General features: G+C 42.2%; 19 protein-coding genes, 1 rRNA gene and 2 pseudogenes. 10 read left to right on the forward strand and 12 right to left on the reverse strand.

Annotated features, from left to right (window positions below):
• Positions 1-97: 97 nt before the first annotated feature.
• Positions 98-574, reverse strand: coding sequence for a divergent PAP2 family protein (locus PCORN_RS04235; RefSeq protein ID WP_420912012.1), 477 nt, complete (start codon positions 572-574; stop codon positions 98-100).
• A 198-nt stretch (positions 575-772) separates the two neighbouring features.
• On the opposite strand from PCORN_RS04235, the gene menI reads away from it, so the two are divergent.
• Positions 773-1,147 (forward strand): 1,4-dihydroxy-2-naphthoyl-CoA hydrolase MenI, encoded by a 375-nt coding sequence (gene menI / locus PCORN_RS04240; RefSeq protein ID WP_036077831.1) that lies wholly within the window; start codon positions 773-775, stop codon positions 1,145-1,147.
• Between the two features lie 44 nt (positions 1,148-1,191).
• On the opposite strand, the gene mnhG is transcribed toward menI, so the two are convergent.
• The 8 genes and pseudogenes from mnhG to PCORN_RS04280 form a co-directional block, all read right to left on the reverse strand.
• Positions 1,192-1,776, reverse strand: a complete 585-nt coding sequence (gene mnhG, locus PCORN_RS04245) for a monovalent cation/H(+) antiporter subunit G (RefSeq protein ID WP_036077893.1) — start codon at positions 1,774-1,776, stop codon at positions 1,192-1,194.
• Positions 1,760-2,011, reverse strand: a complete 252-nt coding sequence (locus PCORN_RS04250; RefSeq protein WP_260447338.1) for a Na(+)/H(+) antiporter subunit F1 — start codon at positions 2,009-2,011, stop codon at positions 1,760-1,762. Before PCORN_RS04250 ends, mnhG begins: the two co-directional genes overlap by 17 nt.
• Before the next feature lie 35 nt (positions 2,012-2,046).
• Positions 2,047-2,523, reverse strand: coding sequence for a Na+/H+ antiporter subunit E (locus PCORN_RS04255; protein ID WP_036077833.1), 477 nt, complete (start codon positions 2,521-2,523; stop codon positions 2,047-2,049).
• A 7-nt stretch (positions 2,524-2,530) separates the two neighbouring features.
• Positions 2,531-4,016: pseudogene (locus PCORN_RS04260) on the reverse strand (Na+/H+ antiporter subunit D).
• Positions 4,009-4,356 carry a Na(+)/H(+) antiporter subunit C gene (locus tag PCORN_RS04265; protein WP_036077835.1) on the reverse strand — a complete coding sequence of 116 codons (348 nt, stop codon included), beginning with the start codon at positions 4,354-4,356 and terminating at the stop codon, positions 4,009-4,011. Before PCORN_RS04265 ends, PCORN_RS04260 begins: the two are co-directional and overlap by 8 nt.
• Positions 4,357-4,779 (reverse strand): Na(+)/H(+) antiporter subunit B, encoded by a 423-nt coding sequence (locus tag PCORN_RS04270; RefSeq protein ID WP_036077837.1) that lies wholly within the window; start codon positions 4,777-4,779, stop codon positions 4,357-4,359.
• Positions 4,766-7,174: a Na+/H+ antiporter subunit A gene (locus PCORN_RS04275; protein ID WP_036077840.1), complete on the reverse strand. Its 2,409-nt coding sequence runs from the start codon at positions 7,172-7,174 to the stop codon at positions 4,766-4,768. Before PCORN_RS04275 ends, PCORN_RS04270 begins: the two co-directional genes overlap by 14 nt.
• A gap of 325 nt (positions 7,175-7,499) precedes the next feature.
• Positions 7,500-8,710, reverse strand: a pseudogene (locus PCORN_RS04280) (lmo2377 family MFS transporter).
• 236 nt (positions 8,711-8,946) lie between these two features.
• On the opposite strand from PCORN_RS04280, the gene PCORN_RS04285 reads away from it, so the two are divergent.
• The 4 genes from PCORN_RS04285 to PCORN_RS04300 all read left to right on the forward strand — a co-directional run bounded on the left by PCORN_RS04285 (position 8,947) and on the right by PCORN_RS04300 (position 11,843).
• Entirely contained in the window at positions 8,947-9,534 is a 588-nt protein-coding gene (locus PCORN_RS04285; protein ID WP_036077842.1) for a peptidylprolyl isomerase, read from the forward strand.
• A 275-nt stretch (positions 9,535-9,809) separates the two neighbouring features.
• The gene (locus PCORN_RS04290) at positions 9,810-10,118 is read left to right on the forward strand and encodes a PTS sugar transporter subunit IIB (RefSeq protein WP_036063597.1); all 309 of its coding nucleotides are present in this window, start codon (positions 9,810-9,812) and stop codon (positions 10,116-10,118) included.
• Positions 10,119-10,282: 164 nt separating this feature from the next.
• Positions 10,283-11,143: a glycosyl hydrolase family 28-related protein gene (locus PCORN_RS04295; RefSeq protein WP_036077844.1), complete on the forward strand. Its 861-nt coding sequence runs from the start codon at positions 10,283-10,285 to the stop codon at positions 11,141-11,143.
• Positions 11,144-11,198: 55 nt separating this feature from the next.
• Positions 11,199-11,843, forward strand: coding sequence for a hypothetical protein (locus tag PCORN_RS04300; protein WP_036077846.1), 645 nt, complete (start codon positions 11,199-11,201; stop codon positions 11,841-11,843).
• A gap of 56 nt (positions 11,844-11,899) precedes the next feature.
• Here the strand turns inward: PCORN_RS04300 and PCORN_RS04305 are convergent, their stop codons facing one another.
• The 3 genes from PCORN_RS04305 to PCORN_RS04315 form a co-directional block, all read right to left on the reverse strand.
• Complete coding sequence (locus PCORN_RS04305; protein WP_036077848.1) at positions 11,900-12,577, reverse strand: ABC transporter ATP-binding protein; 678 nt, start codon at positions 12,575-12,577, stop codon at positions 11,900-11,902.
• Positions 12,577-13,677, reverse strand: a complete 1,101-nt coding sequence (locus tag PCORN_RS04310) for an ABC transporter permease (protein ID WP_036077851.1) — start codon at positions 13,675-13,677, stop codon at positions 12,577-12,579. The genes PCORN_RS04305 and PCORN_RS04310 overlap by 1 nt, the downstream gene beginning before the upstream one ends.
• A 65-nt stretch (positions 13,678-13,742) precedes the next feature.
• Positions 13,743-14,909: a MalY/PatB family protein gene (locus PCORN_RS04315; RefSeq protein WP_036077854.1), complete on the reverse strand. Its 1,167-nt coding sequence runs from the start codon at positions 14,907-14,909 to the stop codon at positions 13,743-13,745.
• Positions 14,910-15,059: 150 nt separating this feature from the next.
• On the opposite strand from PCORN_RS04315, the gene yugI reads away from it, so the two are divergent.
• From yugI to PCORN_RS04340, 5 genes are all read left to right on the forward strand, one after another.
• Positions 15,060-15,422, forward strand: a complete 363-nt coding sequence (gene yugI, locus PCORN_RS04320; RefSeq protein ID WP_036077856.1) for a S1 domain-containing post-transcriptional regulator GSP13 — start codon at positions 15,060-15,062, stop codon at positions 15,420-15,422.
• A 157-nt stretch (positions 15,423-15,579) separates the two neighbouring features.
• Positions 15,580-15,993, forward strand: a complete 414-nt coding sequence (locus tag PCORN_RS04325) for an NUDIX hydrolase (RefSeq protein ID WP_036077858.1) — start codon at positions 15,580-15,582, stop codon at positions 15,991-15,993.
• 79 nt (positions 15,994-16,072) lie between these two features.
• On the forward strand, positions 16,073-17,422 hold the full coding sequence (locus PCORN_RS04330; RefSeq protein ID WP_036077861.1) for a glucose-6-phosphate isomerase: 1,350 nt from the start codon (positions 16,073-16,075) through the stop codon (positions 17,420-17,422).
• 84 nt (positions 17,423-17,506) lie between these two features.
• Positions 17,507-18,265: a DeoR/GlpR family DNA-binding transcription regulator gene (locus tag PCORN_RS04335; RefSeq protein WP_036077864.1), complete on the forward strand. Its 759-nt coding sequence runs from the start codon at positions 17,507-17,509 to the stop codon at positions 18,263-18,265.
• A 457-nt stretch (positions 18,266-18,722) separates the two neighbouring features.
• Positions 18,723-19,149 (forward strand): 16S ribosomal RNA (locus PCORN_RS04340); the annotation flags it as partial.

The following is a 19,149-nucleotide window of genomic DNA, read 5'->3' on the forward strand; positions in this document are numbered from 1 at the left end:
ATTCTCTATTCGTACCTACCTCCTTATTCCCTTTTCAATACATATTAAAACTGACAAAAAAAGACGACCGCCTATTTTGCGAATCGCCTCATCATCTTTATAAAAGTCCAAATAAATAATCCACAAGAAAACCAATCGCGATACCTGTCAAAGCGCCAAAGAAAACTTCCATTGGCTTATGACCGAGCATTTCTTTCAAGTGTTTTTGTTTTTCTTCTTGTCCTGGTTCCGTTAATCCTTTTGCATGTTCTACGAATTCATGGAAATCGCGGGCTAATTTATTGAGCGCGACGGCTTGTTCCCCAGCTTGGCGACGAACACCGGTAGCATCAAACATGACAATAATCCCGAAAACAACAGCAATGGCGAAATAAGGAGAATCAATCCCGTACGTAATAGCGAGTGTAGTCATGAGCGCTGTGACAGCTGCTGAATGCGAACTAGGCATACCTCCCGTTGAAAACATGAGACCCCATTGCATTTTACGATAAACAAGCAAATGGATTGGAACTTTGACAAATTGCGCGAAAAAAATAGCAATGAGCGAAGCGATTAAAGGTACATTGATTAACATGGCGATCTCCTCTTCCCTAGCAAACAGTTATATTAGTATTGTACCACAAGAAAAGGGAAGAGAAACCTATTCGAGAATGTTTGAATAAAATGAGTTAGATCCTCAATAGAAGACGGGCAAATGGATAGTCTGACTTTTGTCACAACCACTTTTTTCAGCTATAATTAGGAAATAGGTAGGGCGAGGAGAGATACGATTATGAGCTTAGATGAATACTTAGAAATGGATCTGGTAGAACTGACGAAGGATTCTGCATCCGTGAGAATGCCGGTCAATGAAAAAACGCGGCAACCGTTTGGATTTTTGCATGGTGGGGCATCGGTGGCACTTGCTGAACAGACAGCGAGTATCGCGGCCACAGAGCATGTGAGCTCGAACGAAATTGCATTTGGACTTGAGATCAATGCGAACCATATTTCCTCTATACAAGATGGCTATGTGCTTGCTACGGCGACACCTATTCACATCGGGCGAACGACACATGTGTGGCAAGTCGAGATTCGCAGTGAGGCAGACAATAAATTAATAGCCATCAGTCGCTGTACATTAGCGGTTAAGCCAAAACGAGCATAAAAAAAACGCCATGCCCCAATTTTTCGCGGGACATGGCGTTTTATCTATTCTTTTTTATCTGTATCATTTTCTTCGTCAAGTTCGATTATTTCTTGTTCCGAGTCATCAGATTCAAGCTCAATCAATGTTTCCTCTTGTTCACGAGCAATATCCTCTAACTCCTCACGTTCCACAATCTTCTCATCACGTAAATCCCAATCGAGCTGTTCCTCGAGTTCTTCACGTTCTTGACGCGCACGCTCTAACTGCTCTTGTTTGATAATAATATTTTTTCGCTGCTTAATTTCGTCGTCTTTTTTGACAGAGCGTAGTTGGTCACGAATTCGTATCGCCAGTGGCACACCGGTATCGTAAGCCGCACGGTTAATCAAATGAGAGGCAATTGGCGTGGTCAAATAGATAAACAGGATCGCAAGCAGAACCCGCGCGTTAAAGCCTTCCCCTGAATGGAAAAAGTAACCGACCGTCGCGAAAAGTAATAAACTTACGCCAAACGTATTGCTAATCCCGGCTGCATGCGTTCGTGTATAGACATCCGGAAGGCGAATAACACCAATCGCCGCCAAAATGCTGAGTGAGGCACCGATTAGAATCATGATCGAAATAATAATCTCAATTATCACGTTCACGTTCAATCACCTTACCTTTCTCCACAAATTTAGCGAATGAGACAGTACCAATAAAGGCGAGCAGAGCAATCAAGAGAATAACATCCAAATACGCACTCGTGTCCAGTAACATCGAAAGCAGGGCAACAATCGCGACAAGGTTCATCCCAATCGAGTCCAGCGCTACAACTTTATCCGACGTCGTTGGTCCTTTTAAAATCCGGTATAAATAAAGGAAAATCGAGACAGAATACATAAACAGAGCAATGGCTAGGACTGCGGTTATAATAATCAATGGAACACCTCCATAATCGCGCCTTCGTAGGATTTGCGAATGGTCGCAATTTCCTCTTCAATATTCGGAACATGAAGCGAATGCACATAAATTGCTTTATAGTCATCGGAAATATCGATAGAAAGCGTCCCTGGTGTCAGCGTAATAAGAATCGCCAACATCGTCACTTCCCAGTCAGTTTCAAGCGTCGTTTCATACCGGAAAATTCCTGGTCGAATGTTCATATCTTTTTTCAAAACAATACGCGCTACCATCACGGTCGAAATAATGAGATCCTTAAAGAAGTTAAAAATCAATTTCACAAGCGCTAAAATTCGCCAAATGTAAAAACGAGAGCCAAGGAAGCGGCGCATGAAGAACAGCAAGAATATCCCGATGATAAAACCAAGAATGAAAGTTCCCATCGTGAAAGCAGACTGTAAGAACATCCACAAACAGGCAAGAATAATATTAATAATTAATTGAAACGCCATTTTTGCATCACTCCCCCAGTACCGCTTGAATATAAATCGATGGGTCAACTAATGGATCGACCGCTTTTTCAATTAGCGGATACATACCTTCTGAAAAGATACCATAAGCGACAGAAATTGCGAGCAACATCAAGACGGGTACCATCATTTTTCGGTACGGAATATCTAGTTTAAACGTGCCTTTTTTCTCGCCCCAGAAACCTTTGGAGAAAATCTTAATCATCGAAAGCAGGACGAACAGGCTAGAAAGAAGAACGACAACGCCACCAACATAATTCTGAACGGCAAAAGCGCCTTCCACGATTAACAGTTTTCCAATAAAGCCGCTGAGTGGTGGAATACCAGCAAGACCAAGCGCCCCGATAAAGAACGTCCAGCCAAGCGATGGCTTCACGCTCATGAGGCCACTGAATTTTTTGATGCTGGAAAAGCCAGTGATTGCAATGATAGTACCGATCACAAGGAACAGTGTGCCTTTAATCAGCATATCGTGAATCAAGTAGAAAATCGCACCGGTCATAGCTTCGCGGGTCATGAGCGAGACGCTGAACAGAATCACGCCAACCGCAATTAAAATATTGTAAATCATAATCGTTTTCATATCGTTGTAACTAATGGCGCCAATGACACCGAGCACAATCGTAATGAGCGCGAGTGTAGACAATAACGGTAGCGCAAAACTTGTTTCGTTATAGAAGAACAGCGTATAAACCCGAATAATCGCGTACACTCCAACCTTCGTAAGCAAAGCCCCAAACAAAGCAAGAACTGGAATCGGTGGTGCAAAATAAGAACCAGGTAGCCAGAAGTAAAGTGGGAATATCCCAGCTTTTAATCCAAATACGAACAAGAATAACACTGCAACAACCGTTATCATTCCTGTATTGCCACCATGAATCTCAGAAATTTTTTGCGAAATATCGGCCATGTTCAGCGTGCCAATCATCGAGTAAAGAAGGGCAATCGCCATAACCAGAAAGGCTGAACCAATGACATTAATCAGCAAATACTTGACCGTAGCTTTCAGTTGAATTTTTGTCCCACCTAATACGAGCAATACATAAGAGGCCATCAACATCACTTCAAAGAAAACGAACAAGTTGAAAATATCTCCCGTCAAGAATGAGCCGTTAACACCGACAATCATAAATAAGACAGCCGGATAATAAAGAAATCGTTCTCGAGGTTTTCCGATAGAGTAGAAGGAATAAATCAGCGTAGCAAGAAGCACAAGGCTCGTCGTCGTCACGAGCAGAATCGCTAGCATGTCGCCAACAATAGAAATCCCAAACGGCGCCGGCCAGTTTCCAAGCGTTACAACGAGAATTCCATTTTGATAGACGTAATAAACGAGAAAAATATTAGCACCAATCAGCACAACGCTCGTGATCACAGCAAGGACACGCTGCACCATCACTTTTCGCGGTAATAACATCAAGAAAATCGCCCCAAAAAAACGGAATCAAGATGGGCATTAAAACAAGGTTAGTCATCATCAGATTCATGCCCCCTTGTCTTTGAAACGCTCTCGCTATCCAGTTCCTGATAAGCCCGATAAGCAAGCACCAAGAAAAATGCCGTCACACCAAAACTAATAACAATCGCCGTCAAAATAAGCGCCTGAGGAAGTGGATCATTGTAAGCGGAAAGCCCTGGTGTATCGAGTAAAGGAGCCTTCCCCTTTTTCAAACCACCCATTGTCAGAACAAGCAGGTTAACTCCGTGACTTAAAATCGCCGTTCCAAGAATAATACGCAACAAACTTTTTGAAAGAAGGAGGTAAGTGGCTGCCATAAACATGAGCCCAATTAAAATCGACATCAACAGTTCCATCTAGTCACTCTCCCCAATCGTCTGAATTATCGTAAGCGTCACACCAACAACGACCAGGTAAACACCTAAGTCAAAAATCGTCGCTGTGTGAAGCGATGTGTCACCAATAATCGGCAAATCCACATGACCGAATTTATGCGTCAAAAATGGATCGCCAGTAAGAATACCAATCATGCCGGTACCGACTGCAAATAACAATCCGACACCAGTCATCATAATTGTGTTAATATTTAACATACTTCTCACGGTCTGCGAATCATACGCAATCAACGTTAGTGTAACGGCGCCGGCTGAAATCAATCCGGCAACAAAGCCACCACCAGGATTATAATGCCCAGCTAAGAATAGATGAAGCGAGAACAGGAAAATAATAAACACAACAACCTTGGTCACATTACGCAGCAATACGTCATTTGTTTTCATTTTTTCCCCTCCTAGCTAACCGTAATTTTATCATTCCAAAAATACCAATGGATGCAATTGCGAGCACAGCCGTTTCGAACAACGTATCAAAGCCACGGAAATCGACAAGAATAACGTTGACAATATTTTTCCCAGCAGCTTTCGTGTACGTATTGTCAATATAATACTGCGAAATCGAATCGTAAAATGTCGTATCATAGGCCGAAAGTGAAATTAAGAAGACGACAAGTCCAACACCGATACTAATAAATGTTTTCACGGAAAGCCATCGCGGTTTCTCTTCAATATTACTAAACTGCGGCAAATGGTAGAAAACGAGCAAGTAAAGCACAACAGAAATCGTCTCAATCACGAGCTGCGTCAACGCAAGATCGGGCGCCCGAGCCACAATGAAGAAAATACTAATCGTATAACCCATGGCACCAAGCAAAATAATCGAGGTAATACGAGATTTCGAAAAGACAACACCGAGTAGCGTTACAATCATGACAAGCACTAAAACATAGTCCATCAACGTCACACGCGAAATCGCCGAAAGATCGAAATTAAGCGCATCCGTCGCAAAAATCGTACCAAGCATTAAAATAATGAAAGCCGTCAACATGTAGTTCAAATACGTCCGCAACCAGCCAGTCATCACCCATAAAGTAAAGCGATACGAGCCTTGCTCCATATAATACATCCCATTATCATAGGCTTTGCCCCAACGGAAAAACGCCGGAACTTTCTCTGAAATAAAAGGTTTCCACCAATTCGCCGTCTTGTATAGGAGCATCCCTAAAATAATGACGCCGGCTGTCATCAATAAAGCCAACGTGAAGCCGTGCCAGAAGCTTATATGAATCGAATAATCCGTCCCATAAAGCGAAGGCATAATCGATTTCACCGCAGGCTCAAGGAGTGGTTTTGCAATCAAGTTCGGGAATAACCCAGTAATGACGACAAGCGCTGACAGAATCATTGGCGGTAACAATAAGCCAATCGGAGCCTCGTGCGGTTTTTTCGGCAACAAATGCGGTTTGAATTTGCCACCAAAGGTTTTGAAGAAGATAATCAGGCTATAAACAAACGTGAAGATGCTTCCGACCCAAGCTATGACCGGCAATACAACGCCCCACGTCTCAGCATGAAACAGGTTCAGCGACGTCACATCGACCATGCTTTGGAAAAACATCTCCTTACTTAGGAAGCCATTAAACGGCGGCAAACCAGCCATCGCAAACGTTCCGATAAAAGCAATTGTCGCGGTAATCGGCATAATCTGCATCAAACCACCAAGGCGCTTAATATCCCGCGTCCCGGTCTCGTGATCGACAATCCCAACCATCATGAACATGCTACCTTTAAATGTGGCATGGTTAAACAGATGGAACACTGCAGCCACAATTGCGCCAATATAAATGTTATCATTCCAAGAATCAAAATGAAGCGCAGCAGCCCCGACACCAAGCAACGTCATAATCAAGCCGAGCTGACTGATGGTAGAATACGCCAAAATCGCCTTCAAATCGGTTTTCTTCGTTGCCGTAATCGAACCCCAGAAAAGTGTCACAATCCCGACCAACGAAATCGTCCAAAACCAAGCACCCGACATCGCAAAAAGAGGTGTAAAACGAGCAACCAGATAAATTCCAGCCTTGACCATTGTCGCCGAATGCAAGTACGCACTAACTGGCGTCGGCGCTTCCATCGCGTCAGGCAACCAAATATGAAACGGAACCTGCGCCGATTTTGTGAACGCCCCCAGCAAAATAAAAATCATTGCTGGAATAAAGAGGGAGCTACTCTGAACAAGCGCGGCCTCCGAAATAATTTCGCGTAATGAGAACGAACCTGTAATAAGGTGAAGTAATAAAATCCCACCGAGGAGCATTAAGCCTCCAAAGACGGTGATAAGTAATGATTTTCGCGCGCCATAACGCGATCTTTCCCGGTGATACCAATAGCCAATCAACAGGAATGAGCTAATCGATGTCATTTCCCAGAATAAATAGAGAACAACCAGGTTATCACTGAGCACAACTCCGAGCATTGCTGTCATGAAAATAAACAAAAATGCATAGAAATTGTTTAAACGCTCCTTCTTTTTACCTAAGTAGAAAATAGAGTAAAACGTGACGAGCGACCCAATCCCTGTAATAAGCAAAGCGAATAATAAGCTGAGCCCATCGACAACGACAGTGAAATTAATACCGAGTGATGGAATCCAAGGCATCGTCTGCGTGACAACCCCATCCATTGTTTGCGGAATAAACGTCAAAAAATAGATAAATAAGATGACGGGAATTGGCAAAACAATCCATCCAGTATGCAGTTGTTTGGTCCATCGATAAAAAATGGGAATGAGCATGGCCATGAAAAATGGCAAGAAAATGGCGAGGTGTAGAAATGACAAAAGTTCTCCCTCCTTGATGAAAATAAGATCTAACATGACGAAACATCACAATTTATTTATGAAAGCATAGAAGCTTCAACTGAAAAACCCGAAGATAAAGAATAGGCTGTGATTCTGTGCTCGTGGGTATGCCCGAAAAATAAAGACATGGAACACGCGTTGTTTGCCACAATTTTTATTATAGCATACTTATTTACCTGAAAAAAAGGGTAGAAACTTGATTAGTCTGTGAAAAGGGTGATATTTTTCGAATTCTATAAATATGAAGAAAGGTGAAAAAATAAAAAAAATCGTTGTCCCGAAAAAAAGAACAACGATTAAAGAATTAGTCCACATTCACATGGCGTTTTCGATCAGATCTCAAACTAAACCAAAGAAGTACAAACGCGACGACAAACATGAAACTAGTAAAGACAAAAACATTACTCATCCCGACAAAACCAGCCATCGTCCCACCAAGAATCGGTCCAATCACATTCCCGAGAAAACGAGCACTTTGATTATAGCCGAGCATCTCGCCCTGCATCTGACCCGGAGCAGACAGCCGAATATAAGCCGTCACACAAGGCACCATGCCACCAATCGCAATACCGAACAAGAACCGGAAGAAAATAAACAACCACAAATTCGGAACAAAAGCCTGCGGTAAAACAAACAAGGCCGCCATAATCAGCAAGATATTCAAAATTTTCTCGTACCCATACTTATCCCCAAGTTCTCCCCATTTTCGAGTCATCACTAAATTACCAAAACCAGCCGCCGAAAAAGCAAGCCCAGACAATAACGCCACATTATCCGTATGCGTCAACTCCCCAACATAAAGCGCGAGTAAAGGTTGCACGCTAAAATTCGCGACCTGAATAAGCAACGAAATAATCATCACCATCATCAAAACCCGCAATTGGAAAATATGTTTCAACACTTCCCGACGCGAATACGTCACTTTTTTCACGCCCTCTAAATCCGGTCGAATCTCCTTCAAACCAAAAGTCACAAGCAACGCAGCAACAAAAATCGCGATTCCCGTAATAATAAACGTACTCGAAAACCCGAAGAAGTCAGCCAAAGCCCCACCAAGCAGTGGACCAAACAACATCCCAGTTACTCCGCCCAATTGCAAAGTCCCAAGCACTTTTCCAGCCTCATTACGATCCGTCTGTCTCGCAATAAAAGCATTAGAAATACCAATAAAGCCAGTCACGACCCCCATGAAAATCCGCAAAATCATCATATACGTGACAGAATGAGCATAACCCATAAGGAAAATACTAATACTCATCCCAAAAGCAGTAAACATCAAAATTTTCTTAAACCCATACTTATCCCCAATCCGTCCCCAGATCGGCGAAAAAATAAAAGCGACTAAAAAAAGTCAACCCCAAAAATATATCCAGCCCAGCGTTGTACATACGCCTCACTATAATCACCAAAAGTTTCAATATACAACGATAAAAACGGCATAATCATCGTCGTACTGGCCGAAATCAACAAATTTGCCGCCATTAAAATATACAGATTCCGTTGTTTAATCGACATAAAAACCATCTCTATTCCTTATTAGTTTCCAAATCACTAATTCCATTATAGAATAAAGAAGGACAGAAACAAAAATAAACGCTCTAAGGAAGAGGAGGCACCATGGTCAAAAAAAATTGTTATTTGGGGCGCGGCTAGTTTATTATGTATATATGTACTCGCTGTATTTGTGAACTTACTTATAATCTGGTTCAAATAAGAGCAGTCAACTAAAAGCAAAAGAGGAGATTAAAAAAATGACATACTATCCACAATTATCAAAAGAAGTAGCAACAAACGAAAAATTAGTAGCGATGGAAACAAATCGCGGAACAATCAAAATCAAGCTGTTCCCAGAAATCGCACCAAAAGCAGTAGAAAACTTCCTAACACACGCAGAAAACGGCTACTACGAAGGCATCATCTTCCACCGTGTTATCGCGGACTTCATGATTCAAGGCGGCGATCCAGAAGGTGCTGGTTACGGCGGCGAAAGCATTTGGGGAGCACCATTTGAAGACGAATTCTCACCAAACGCATTCAACATGCGCGGCGCTCTATCGATGGCCAACGCAGGCCCAGGAACAAACGGCAGCCAATTCTTCATCGTAACAAATAAAAATCTGCATCCACAAATGGCAAAACAAATGGAAGGTGCTGGATTCCCAGCCGAAGTAATCGAAGCCTACAAAGCCGGCGGAACACCACACTTAGATGGCCGTCACACAGTATTTGGTCAAGTAGTAGAAGGTATGGACGTAGTAGACGAAATCGAGTCCGTAAGCGTAGGCGCCCAAGACAAACCAGTCCACGACATCACTATAGATAAAATCACAATCCTATAAAAAGTTGCAATGCGTCAGCACGCAGAGACATTCCAACAAATACCCAGACACCCTACTGAACCCACGCGAGCCGAGAAACGTTGATATTCTAGGCAAAAGCGAGTACCGACGCGGAGCGTACTAAAGTACGAGAGCATCGGAACAGAGCTTTTAACGACGAAGATCAATGTTTCTCGGCTCGCGTGCGGAGTTCAGTCTTGTGTAAACGCTGTATAGTGGTATAATGTAAGTATAGTAAAAGCAAGCCACCCTAAAATCGAAAGGAAAGATTTTTGATGAAAAATATCGTATTAGTATGTGCGGCAGGAATGTCCACAAGTTTATTAGTAACAAAAATGCAAAAAGCAGCAGAAGCAAAAGGAATAGAAGCAACAATCGCCGCGTATTCTATCTCCGAAATCAATGGACTTATTGATACAGCTGATGTTGTATTGCTTGGCCCGCAAGTTCGTTACCAAAAATCAACGGTTGATAAATTGGCTGAACCAAAAGGCGTGCCAGTGGATGTTATTGACATGACAGCTTACGGTACAATGAACGGTGAAAAAGTACTTGATCACGCTTTGAAATTAATGGGTGAATAATAAATGAACCAAAGCTGGAGCTAGGAAGGGCAGTCGCCACTTCTAGCTCCAGCTTTTTTGCGTTTTTAAAAATAAATAAAGATGGGCGATTTCAGACAGGTTTACCTCCTGAAATTGATATATAATACGGTTTGTAAGTAGAAAGAAATAAGGAGGAAAAAGAGATGACAATAGGTTTAGTATTAGATTGGTTAAACATTTTAGATTTTAAAGAAGAGGAAGATGCAGATTATACAGTTGCATTTAGACGGGCAATTGCAGCTATTAGGGCTAGGGGAGGTGGTGTTTTGTATATTCCGAGTGGCACTTACGACATTCGGCCCACACCAGCAATTTCATTATGTAGTAACTTAACAATTATGGGAGATGGCGCCCAGTCCATTGTTAGAGTAGCTGATGGAACAGGATCATACAAGGTAATATTTGGTCAGGAAAATTCCACAGAAGCGCGCGTAGATAGTGTCTATTTTGAGCGATTTACGATTGATCAAAATCCAACTGGAAACCCAGTACCTTCATCAAGTGGCGCATCACAATTTACTTTTTCATTCAAGAATTTTAGTAAAGTCCATTTTCGTAAGATGGAATTCAATCCGACAACAGGCGCGAATGCGATTTGCTGTAACGCCTCTAGAGGAAGTTACATTGATACGACATGCCAAGATGTGACGGTGGAGCAATGTCGCTTTTATCGCGTGAGCCCGAATCAAGTCTATGTCGACAACTCCGCTATTTATCTTAACTGTCCTGGTAGCATCGTGAGCAATAATAAATTCTATGCTTTTGATGACGAAACAATCCGAGCAAAGGGATGTATTGAAACACATGGAGGAAAAAGCGTTATTTCAGGGAATTACTCAGAGGGCTATAGTACAGGTGTCAATGCAGCTAGTCGTATGTGGGGAAAAGAAAGTGAGAGTGGCCAGCTCATAAGTATGGTTCCTGCAAACATAACTATTTCAGGAAATACATTCACAAAAGTAAAAAAAAGGTATCCAACTATGGGTCAACCATCCAGAAGATAACACAGTTCCAGGGCTAACCGAGGAACAATGGGCAACGCATAATGAGGAGATATCATTGGAGAATGTGCTTATTAGCAATAATACGATTAGCGTAGACGTTTCTGATTACACAACGAGTCCAAATAATTATTCTGGCATAACACTGGCAGGCGATTACCAAGGAAATCGGTGGATAAAGAATATTTCAATTGGTACCAATAATATTATTTTTACTGGCAAGAGCGGAAGTACTATCGATATGGAAGCAGGACTAGCTCCAAACGATTTTAAAAGTTGCTACGGTATCGCATTCCTACTCCCGATTAATATGGCGAATATCTCCATTCAAAATAATATTATCTCTAACACACCATTAAGTGGCATTTATTTGGGCCGTTTAAGTAACGGAGGAACATCTAAAGTAAGCGAAGTTCAAGGCATCAAAATAAGTGATAACATCTTAACAAACTGCGCCTATTTAAAACAACCATCTAGTACAACAAGTTTTATTGATCTTCGTGGTAATATTTTGGGCGCAACCATTCAATCCAATCTTATGAATGATAAATTCGAAATAGAAAAAGCCTTGTACAGCATTCGCTTGACACCAACACCAGGTAAAGATATTTATATTCGAGATAATGTTGTGACGACCAAACAAGCAGTAACAAAAATTAAAATGCTTATTGCCGCAGGGTATGAACAAACGGTGAAGGCGTAATACTCATCAAAAAAGCGATACACCAAAATGCAAGGTGTATCGCTTTCGTCCGTTCATTAATCTTGCGTCAAAACACCATCCACCATCCGATAAACGTGATGGCATAAATCCAACATCCGCTCATCATGCGTCACCATAATAACCGCACGTTCCTTGCCTTCCACTTCTGCACGAAGCAATTCCACTACTTCTCGACCTCGCGTAGAATCGAGACTTGCAGTAGGCTCATCCGCTAAAATCACAGCAGGTTCATTAATCAGCGAGCGCGCAATCGCCACCCGTTGTTTTTCCCCACCAGATAAATCTTTCGGATAAAAATGCAGACGATCGCCGAGCCCAAGTTGTGTCAGCAAGGCCTCACTTTTCTGCGCGACAGCTTGCTTTTCTTGTCCAGCTAATTTGCCGATAAACTCGAGTTGTTGCTGTGCTTTCAAATAAGGAACAAGATGTGCTGCTTGGAAAATAAACCCGACCTCCGACAAACGTAATTCCGTCTGCGCTTTTTTCGAAAGGTCGCTAATAACTTTTCCGTTGATGGCAATTTTTCCAGATGTTGGCGTCAGTAATGCTCCAGCCAAGGATAAGAAAGTACTTTTCCCAGAGCCAGAAGGTCCGACAATCGCGATTAATTCCCCAGCATTTGCTTCAAAATTAGTTTCGCGCAACGCATGAATCGTCGTTGGGCCAGAAGGGTAGGTTTTCGTTACATTTTCAAATTTTAAAAGAGCTGTCATTATTGATCGCCTCCCCGAATCGCGTCCAGCGCGTCTACTTTAGCAATTTTGATGAGTGATAAAAGTGAACCGATGACCGCTACGGCGAAAAATAGTACACTGTATAGCGTCATCGTCATACCCGTTAATCGGAACGGCATTGCGTCAGGCATGATCGTTGAAAGTCCAGCCGTTGCAGCGATACTAATCCCGATACTCACGACTGAAATCAACACAACTTGTGACACAACACTTGCCACTAAATAACTCGTCTTCGTTCCAAGTGCCTTCAAAATCCCGAACTGACCTGTTTTTTGCAATGTCATAATATAGAAGAAAGCCGTCAAAATGAAGCCACCAATCACAATTAAGAAGAAAATCATCATGTTCAGCGTCATTTGCTCCGCAGAATAACCAGGAATCTGACCGAGAAAGTCTTTATGTGTAATAATCGTCAAATCCTTATTATCAATCGAAACATCTTTATTCGCGTCTTTAGCAAGAATCGCCACCGTACTTGTTTGTGGAATTTTTTGATGGTAGAGGCTCGGGTTAATTGCCTGCCAAACGGCCATATTCATGTAAACAACAGGAGCGTGGCTATACTTCTGGTCTTTCGCAAACCCAATAATCGTCATTTGCTTATTCAAAATATCATCCTCTAGAACATCGCCAACCTTCAAATCACCCTTTAGAGAGGCATCTAGAATAACGCCATCAGGTTTCGTGACACTCATCTGCGAGCCCGACGTCACTTTCGGTTCCAAAAAACTACCCGGCGTAATCGCGAAGACCGCCATACTGAATTTCTTGCCGTCATCCGCGCGTTTCAAAGTTTGCATTGATTGACCAAGAACCGCTGCATCCTTCACATTATCGCCTTCTTTGATTCCAGCTAAATCAGATTCAGGGAAAAGCGAACGTTCCACTTTACCTTGTGCATCTTTAGCTAAAACATAATATGGCACGTCGTTGTTCGCGACGGAAGAAGCATTATCATACGCCAAACCATTCGCAAGCCCCGATAAAAACAAGGATAGTAATACAATCAAAATCATAATCCCCGTCACTAAGAAATAACGTAACTTCGAATAAAGCAATTCACGAAGTCCTAAAAACATATATTTTCCAACTCCTCATTTTTAAATTTCCTATCCAGTATACCAAATAAATCGTGAAAAACCGATCAATGAGTTTTCTGCAGGCCCTCTATTAAACAAGCGATCCCTTTTTGCAAGGTCTCTTTCGGACAAGCAATATTCAAGCGCACAAAGCCCGAGCCCGCGACACCAAAATCAGAGCCCATCTGCACGCCGACACCAGCATCAATCAAGTTTTGATAGATTGCTTTATCATCCAAACCAAGCGACCGACAATCCAACCACGTTAAATATGTAGCCTCAAGCTCCGTCACCCCAACCATCGGGCAATGTTTTTCAATCTGAGTTTTCGTATATTGATAGTTCGCAAAAATATAATCACGCAACTCATCCACCCACTCAGCGCCAAAACGATAAGCCGCTTCCATACCAACCGCACCAAACGAATTCAACTCTGGACGTGACGTATACTTCGCCTCATAGTCAAATTTCTTCTGGAATTCCGGATTTGTCGTAATGAAAAAAGAAGCCTTCATCCCAGCCAAGTTGAACGTCTTCGTCGGCGCCATCAATGTCACAATTTGCGCTTCATAATCCGGCGCAGCAACAGCAAGCGGTGTATGCGTCACGCAAGGCATCGTCAAATCCGAATGAATCTCATCCGAAATTATCGGTACACCATAACGCTCACAAAGCGCAACCATTTTTTGAAGTTCCTCGCGCGTCCAGCTACGACACCCAGGATTATGCGGATTACAAAGAATAAACAATTCCACGTGCTTCACTTTTTCCTCAAAATCGGCCCAATCGACTTGATACGCGCCATTTTCATAAATCAGCGGCGTCAATGTAACAACGCGCTCCGTTTGTGCAGTTACTAAGAAGAAAGGATGGTACACTGGCGAATGCATCAAAACTGCATCTCCTTTTTCCGTTAACGAACGAATCGTCATAGATATAGAAGGAACAACCGCAGCATTCAGAAAAATAGCCGATTCATCAACCCTATAACCGTGTCGTGTAGCCAGCCAGTCAACAATGCTCGGCTTTAACCCCGGAACCGTCATCGAATACCCGAAAATCCCATGATCCAGCAACTTTTGAAAAGCTTGGTGAACAGCATAAGGCGGCTTGAAATCCATATCCGCCACCCACATCGGTATAATATCTTCCGTTCCAAATAAATTCTTTACATCGTCCCATTTCTCGCTGTTTGTCCCAATACGTGGGATTACTTCATCAAAATGACTCATTACAAAATCCTCCTCGAAAATACGCTTTTCAGTCCCATTGTATCACAATCTCATGCGAAACAATGAACAAAACCAAATCTAATAATTGTGTATTTTGAGGCGTAGTGATATAATTTGTAATTATTGAAAGTCAGAAAGTAGGAATAGAGAATGAGTGAATTTAAAGTTGGCGATATTATTACAGGTAAGGTAGCAGGAATCCAAGGCTACGGCGCGTTCGTTGCATTGGACGACAAAACACAAGGATTAGTACACATTTCAGAAATCCACCACGGTTTTGTAAAAGATGTGCATGAGTTTTTAGAAGTTGGACAAGAAGTAAAAGTCAAAATTCTAGAAATCAATAATGAAACAAATAAAATCAGCCTGTCCATCCGTGCGACAGAAGAAGCACCAGCGAAAGCAAAACAAGAAACAAAACGTCCGCAACAACAAATGTCCTCAGGTCCAGACGAAGGCTTCAACACCTTGCGTGACAAACTACAAGAATGGGTAGATAAAGCAGACAAGTAAAACCAATGAACCTTAGGAGACTTCATGCAGGAGTTTCCTAATCATAAGGTTTTCTGTTTTTAATTAACAAACATTTTAGACAACATAGTTAATGATTACTTCGTGGGTTTGAATTTTTAGATAATTTTAAATATAAGACCTTAAGGGAGGTTTGTTCATGAAAAGGGTACTGTTGGTAAAGGGATTTATTTACAATGAAAAAAAGGATGATATTTTACTCGTGAAAAATCGCGATTTAAAATGGGCATTTCCAGGTGGCCGGGTCGAGACTGATCAAACACTAGAACAAGCGCTAATCTCAAAAGTCAAACAACAAACAGGGATTAACTGCACGATTGATAGCTTACTGTACGTCAAAGAACGCAGAACTGCTTGGGAACATGTCTGCTTATTTGTCTATAAAGCAACCGCAACAGGAGATTTTCTCACCGTGGAGAAAGACGACAGCGTTTTTCATGCTCGGTGGACCTCGATTCCCCAAGCGGACGACCTACTTCAAGAACAAGACGTCGCAATCAACAAACTCGTTCTGGAAAACGGTGTTCCGTACATTTTGCCACAAGAAAACTAGGACACACAATTCTTGCTAAATCGGCACAGTTGATATAAAGTAAGTACTATAAAAACGCACTAAATTTGGAGGGAAAACGATGACACATATTCAATTTGATTATTCAAACGCATTGAAATTTTTCGAGCAACATGAAATCGACTATTTACAACCAGCTGTCACAGCAGCACATGACGCACTACATAACGGCACTGGCGCAGGAAACGAGTATCTAGGATGGATCAACCTACCCCGTGATTACGACAAAGAAGAATTCGCCCGCATCCAAAAAGCAGCAGCAAAAATTAAAGCAGATTCTGAGGTCCTAATCGTTATCGGTATCGGCGGATCTTACCTTGGCGCACGTGCGGCGATTGAAACGCTAAATCACGCATTCTATAACGTACTAGATAAAGAAAAACGTCAAGCTCCACAAGTATTTTTTGCAGGGAACAGCATTAGTTCAAGCTATTTACACGACCTAATCGACGTGATTGATGGCAAAGACTTCTCTGTTAACGTTATTTCTAAATCAGGTACAACAACGGAACCAGCAATTGCCTTCCGCGTATTCAAAGAACTTTTAGAAAAGAAATACGGCAAAGAAGAAGCCAAATCCCGCATTTACGCAACAACCGATAAAGCAAAAGGCGCATTGAAAGAGCTATCAAACTCAGAAGGATACGAAACATTTGTCGTTCCAGATGACGTTGGTGGTCGTTTCTCCGTACTTACAGCTGTTGGCCTATTACCAATTGCAGCAAGTGGCGTAGATATCGAAGCAATGATGAAAGGCGCTGACGCAGCTCGTGCAGATTTCAGTAGCCCAGAACTAGATAAAAACATCGCCTACCAATACGCAGCAGCCCGTAACGTACTCTACCGCAAAGGTAAAGTTACCGAGTTGCTTATTAACTACGAGCCAGGTCTACAATATTTCAACGAGTGGTGGAAACAACTATTCGGCGAAAGTGAAGGAAAAGACCAAAAAGGAATCTATCCATCCAGCGCTAACTTCTCCACAGACTTGCACTCCCTAGGCCAATACATCCAAGAAGGACGCCGTAACATTTTCGAAACAGTTGTCAAAGTAGCAAAAGCCCGCCATGAAATCACAATCAATAAAGAAGACAACGATCTTGATGGACTGAATTACCTAGCAGGTGAAACCGTCGACTATGTAAACGACAAAGCCTTCCAAGGGACGCTATTAGCACATACAGATGGCGATGTACCTAATTTTGTAGTAGAAATCCCGTCACTGGACGCCTATTCGTTCGGCTATTTAGTGTACTTCTTTGAAATCGCAGTTGGCGTGAGTGGCTACCTAAACGGTGTGAATCCGTTCGACCAACCAGGGGTAGAAGCCTATAAAGCCAACATGTTCGCATTACTAGGCAAGCCTGGCTACGAAGAAATGAAAGCAGAACTAGAAAAACGTTTGAAATAATATCCCAAATCTGCGTGAAACCTCCAGAACCTAGGAAGTGCCACGCAGATTTTTTAGTTAGTCTCATCACGAAAGGAGAAAAAGATGCTTTCCATCGAACGGAAACAAGCCATCCTAAACTACGTAAAAAACAAAAAAATAGCAAGCGTCAACGAACTAGCTCGTCATTTCAAAGTCCACGAAGTCACAATTCGACGCGACTTAACAACTCTAGAGGATGAGAAAAAGCTAAAGCGTACACACGGTGGCGTCATGATAGAAGAAAAAATCATATCCGAACCAGAGTTTCAAAAACGCGAAGAAGTCCAATTTGAAGAAAAACAACGCATTGCATCCTACGCGTCATCACTTATCGAGGATGGCGACACGATTATTCTTGATTCAGGCACAACAACAGGTCATATCGCGAGAGCTATCCAAGACCGCACGAAACTAACCGTTATCACGAATGACATTAATGTAGCAACAATTTTACGCCATTCTTCCATCAAAGTCATCGTGACAGGTGGAGTTCTATATCCTGAAACCTACATGCTAAACGGTATGATTACAGAAGAAACCCTACGGAATCTTCATGTTCATAAGGCCTTCGTCACGACACCAGCTATCGATCTAGAAAAAGGTCTCATGCACTACGACGAATACTTAGTACCAGCAAAAGTTCAGATGCTGCATTCCGCAACAGAAGTTTTCTTAGTAACAGATCACACAAAATTCGGAAGGATATCACTGTACAAATACGCAGATTTCGTTGATATTTCAAGCATTATTACAGGAAATGAATTAGATTCTTCATTAAAGGACTGTTTTACAGAAAAAGGCCTTATCATCCATACAACCTAGTGAATATACAATAAAATAAATAATTATAAATAAAATTATGAAATACTATTGCGTTTATAGAATATACATGGTATTCTAGTTATCGTGCCTCCTATAAGTAATTATGAAAACGGCTAATAGCAAAGGATTTCCGAGTTTCACGCTTGAAAATCAGTTGAAAAACAACATTTAAACTTTTATTCAAAAAAAAAGATAAAAACTGTTGACAAAGATTAGCCCTAATGATACTATAAGAAGGTCGCTGCTAGATGAAAGCGAATGAGAGATTGACCTTTGAAAACTGAACAGAAACAAAGATAAAACCAATAGAGACAGTAATGTTTCTAGGTAAGAATCGCAGGGCGGAAATAGAAAGCTATTTCCAAAAGTAATACTAGTAAAGTAATTTGCTAGCGAAGTCATTTTGACGCAAGGGTCTTATTCACGGTGTTGAATAAGTATTCAGATTCATCTTTATTTTAAAGAGAGTTTGATCCTGGCTCAGGACGAACGCTGGCGGCGTGCCTAATACATGCAAGTCGAACGAACCGACGAAAGAGCTTGCTCTTTCTGACGTTAGTGGCGGACGGGTGAGTAACACGTGGGCAACCTGCCTGTAAGTTGGGGATAACTCCGGGAAACCGGGGCTAATACCGAATAATAACAAGCGTCGCATGACGCCTGTTTGAAAGATGGTTTCGGCTATCGCTTACAGATGGGCCCGCGGTGCATTAGCTAGTTGGTAGGGTAATGGCCTACCAAGGCAACGATGCATAGCCGACCTGAGAGGGTGATCGGCCACACTGGGACTGAGACACGGCCCAGACTCCTACGGGAGGCAGCAGTAGGGAATCTTCCGCAATGGACGAAAGTCTGACGGAGCAACGCCGCGTGTGTGAAGAAGG

The sequence above is a fragment of the Listeria cornellensis FSL F6-0969 genome (assembly GCF_000525855.1).
GTDB lineage: Bacteria > Bacillota > Bacilli > Lactobacillales > Listeriaceae > Listeria_A > Listeria_A cornellensis.

Coding starts and splice junctions, on each gene's coding strand:
- PCORN_RS04235 (WP_420912012.1), bottom strand. CDS start 574: ATGTTAATCAATGTACCTTTAATCGCTTCGCTCATTGCTATTTTTTTC.
- menI (WP_036077831.1), top strand. CDS start 773: ATGAGCTTAGATGAATACTTAGAAATGGATCTGGTAGAACTGACGAAG.
- PCORN_RS04250 (WP_260447338.1), bottom strand. CDS start 2,011: ATGTATTCTGTCTCGATTTTCCTTTATTTATACCGGATTTTAAAAGGA.
- PCORN_RS04255 (WP_036077833.1), bottom strand. CDS start 2,523: ATGGCGTTTCAATTAATTATTAATATTATTCTTGCCTGTTTGTGGATG.
- PCORN_RS04265 (WP_036077835.1), bottom strand. CDS start 4,356: ATGGAACTGTTGATGTCGATTTTAATTGGGCTCATGTTTATGGCAGCC.
- PCORN_RS04270 (WP_036077837.1), bottom strand. CDS start 4,779: ATGAAAACAAATGACGTATTGCTGCGTAATGTGACCAAGGTTGTTGTG.
- PCORN_RS04285 (WP_036077842.1), top strand. CDS start 8,947: ATGACATACTATCCACAATTATCAAAAGAAGTAGCAACAAACGAAAAA.
- PCORN_RS04290 (WP_036063597.1), top strand. CDS start 9,810: ATGAAAAATATCGTATTAGTATGTGCGGCAGGAATGTCCACAAGTTTA.
- PCORN_RS04295 (WP_036077844.1), top strand. CDS start 10,283: ATGACAATAGGTTTAGTATTAGATTGGTTAAACATTTTAGATTTTAAA.
- PCORN_RS04305 (WP_036077848.1), bottom strand. CDS start 12,577: ATGACAGCTCTTTTAAAATTTGAAAATGTAACGAAAACCTACCCTTCT.
- PCORN_RS04310 (WP_036077851.1), bottom strand. CDS start 13,677: ATGTTTTTAGGACTTCGTGAATTGCTTTATTCGAAGTTACGTTATTTC.
- PCORN_RS04315 (WP_036077854.1), bottom strand. CDS start 14,909: ATGAGTCATTTTGATGAAGTAATCCCACGTATTGGGACAAACAGCGAG.
- yugI (WP_036077856.1), top strand. CDS start 15,060: ATGAGTGAATTTAAAGTTGGCGATATTATTACAGGTAAGGTAGCAGGA.
- PCORN_RS04325 (WP_036077858.1), top strand. CDS start 15,580: ATGAAAAGGGTACTGTTGGTAAAGGGATTTATTTACAATGAAAAAAAG.
- PCORN_RS04330 (WP_036077861.1), top strand. CDS start 16,073: ATGACACATATTCAATTTGATTATTCAAACGCATTGAAATTTTTCGAG.
- PCORN_RS04335 (WP_036077864.1), top strand. CDS start 17,507: ATGCTTTCCATCGAACGGAAACAAGCCATCCTAAACTACGTAAAAAAC.